2 protein-coding genes are annotated in these 2,495 nt (G+C 58.8%); both read left to right on the plus strand.

What is annotated here, in order from left to right:
* Positions 1-112: 112 nt before the first annotated feature.
* Positions 113-1,639 carry an IS21 family transposase gene (istA, locus tag FHW37_RS33320; protein ID WP_145643855.1) on the plus strand — a complete coding sequence of 509 codons (1,527 nt, stop codon included), beginning with the start codon at positions 113-115 and terminating at the stop codon, positions 1,637-1,639.
* Positions 1,629-2,441 (plus strand): IS21-like element helper ATPase IstB, encoded by an 813-nt coding sequence (gene istB / locus FHW37_RS33325; protein ID WP_145643856.1) that lies wholly within the window; start codon positions 1,629-1,631, stop codon positions 2,439-2,441. Before istA ends, istB begins: the two co-directional genes overlap by 11 nt.
* Positions 2,442-2,495 lie beyond the last annotated feature (54 nt).

Raw genomic sequence — 2,495 nt, forward strand, 5'->3', positions numbered from 1 at the left:
TGTTGATTTCCACTGAGAGCTGACCCGGCGCAGCCCGATATTTCCATTGAGAATTGACCCATGTTTCAACCGTCCCTCGCATGTTTTCAGCGGGGGCTCTGGAGTGATCGACATGGCGTTACTGAGCGTGATCCGACGCTGGCATTTTCGAGAGCATCTATCGATCCGGGAGATTTGCCGTAGGACCGGCCTATCCCGGAATACCATCCGCAAATACCTGCGTGCCGGAGGCGTGGAGCCGAAGTTCAAGGTCCCTGAGCGGCCGAGCAAGCTTGATCCATTTGCGGATCGGTTGGCTGCCTGGCTGAAGACGGAATCCAAGAAGGGCCGCAAGCAGAAGCGGACGATGAAGCAGTTGCACGCCGATCTGGTGAGCCTCGGCTACGAGGGGTCCTACAATCGCGTGGCAGCATTTGCTCGGGAATGGCGTGATGATCGACAGCGGGAACTGCAGACGACCGGCCGTGGCACCTTCGTTCCACTGGCGTTCGAACCCGGCGAAGCCTTCCAGTTCGACTGGTCGGAAGATTGGGCGATCATCGGTAATGAGCGCACCAAGCTCCAAGTCGCTCATACGAAGCTGAGCTACTCCAGGGCCTTCATCGTCCGGGCTTATCTGCTGCAGACGCACGAGATGCTGTTTGACGCCCACAATCATGCATTCCGCGTGTTCGGAGGTATCCCCGGCCGTGGCATCTACGACAACATGCGCACCGCGATCGACAAGGTCGGCCGTGGCAAAGAGCGAGACGTCAACGTCCGCTTCATGGCGATGGCCAGTCATTATGTGTTTGAGCCCGAGTTCTGCAATCCGGCGTCCGGCTGGGAGAAAGGACAGGTCGAGAAGAACGTTCAGGATGCGCGTCATCGCTTCTTTCAACCGATCCCTCGCTTTCCATCACTGGAAGCCCTGAATGATTGGCTTGAGCAACGTAGCAAAGAGTTCTGGGCCAAGACGCCACATGGTCAAATGCGTGGCACCATCGCCGACATCTGGGCCGAGGAGGCTCCAGCTCTCATGCCCGTTTCCAGGCTGTTCGACGGGTTTGTCGAATACACGAAGCGGGTCACACCTACCTGCCTCGTGCATCTGGAGCGCAACCGCTACAGCGTTCCGGCATCCTTCGCCAATAGACCGGTAAGCCTTCGCGTCTACCCGGATCGTGTTGTCGTCGCGGCGGAAGGTCAGATCGTTTGCGAGCACCGTCGCGTCATCGATCGTTCCCATGACCGGCCGGGACAGACCATTTACGACTGGCGGCATTATCTGGCGGTGGTGCAGCGAAAGCCAGGTGCTCTTCGCAACGGTGCGCCATTCGTCGAGCTTCCCGAAGCATTCCGGACCTTGCAACAATATCTGCTCAAGAAGCCAGGTGGCGACCGCGAGATGGTCGATATCCTGGCACTTGTTCTCCAGCACGACGAGCAGGCAGTGCTCTCGGCCGTCGACATGGCACTGAAGTCCGGTGTTCCGACGAAGACGCATGTCCTGAACCTGCTGCATCGCCTCGTCGACGGCAAAACCTTCACGCCGCCGACCCTCGACGCACCTCAGGCCCTGACGCTCACCAACGAGCCCAAGGCCAATGTCGAACGATACGATACCTTGAGAAAGACGGAGGTTCGCCATGCGTCATAACCCGGCAAGCGGCGCGATCGTCATCATGCTGCGGCAACTGAAGATGCACGGAATGGCCCACGCCGTCGGTGATCTGACCGAGCAGGGATCGCCGGCGTTCGAGGCTGCCATTCCAATCCTGTCCCAGCTTCTCAAGGCGGAAACGGCCGAACGAGAGGTCCGATCGACCGCATATCAACTCAAGACGGCACGCTTCCCGGCCTATCGTGATCTGAATGGCTTCGACTTCGCCAGCAGCGAGATCAACGAGGCGCTCGTGCAGCAACTCCATCGCTGCGACTTCCTCGACGACGCCAACAACATCGTCCTGGTCGGCGGTCCCGGCACGGGCAAGACGCACATTGCTACGGCGATCGGTGTCCAGGCCATCGAGCACCACCATAAGCGGGTCCGGTTCTTCTCGACGGTCGAGTTGGTCAACGCGCTGGAACAGGAAAAGGCGCAAGGGCGCTCCGGCCAGATCGCCAACCGCCTCGTCCACTCCGATCTCGTCATCCTCGATGAGCTTGGATACTTGCCGTTCAGCGCGTCAGGCGGTGCGATGCTGTTCCATCTGCTGAGCAAGCTCTACGAGCGAACCAGCGTCATCATAACGACGAACCTCAGCTTCAGCGAATGGGCCAGCGTGTTCGGTGATGCCAAGATGACCACGGCATTGCTCGATCGGCTTACCCATCATTGCCACATCCTTGAAACCGGAAATGACAGCTTCCGCTTCAAGAACAGCTCGGCGCATGAGCCCAAAACAACGAAGGAGAAACGCAGGACCTTGACCACTACGACCAGCACAAACGATACCTAAAGGCGGGTCACTTCTCGGTGGAAACGCCGGGTCAGCTCTCAGTGGAAATCAACA

The sequence above is a fragment of the Neorhizobium alkalisoli genome, from assembly GCF_007829835.1.
GTDB lineage: Bacteria > Pseudomonadota > Alphaproteobacteria > Rhizobiales > Rhizobiaceae > Neorhizobium.

Excerpts from the sequence above, each read along its gene's own strand:
- istA (WP_145643855.1), top strand. The coding sequence starts at position 113 with ATGGCGTTACTGAGCGTGATCCGACGCTGGCATTTTCGAGAGCATCTA.
- istB (WP_145643856.1), top strand. The coding sequence starts at position 1,629 with ATGCGTCATAACCCGGCAAGCGGCGCGATCGTCATCATGCTGCGGCAA.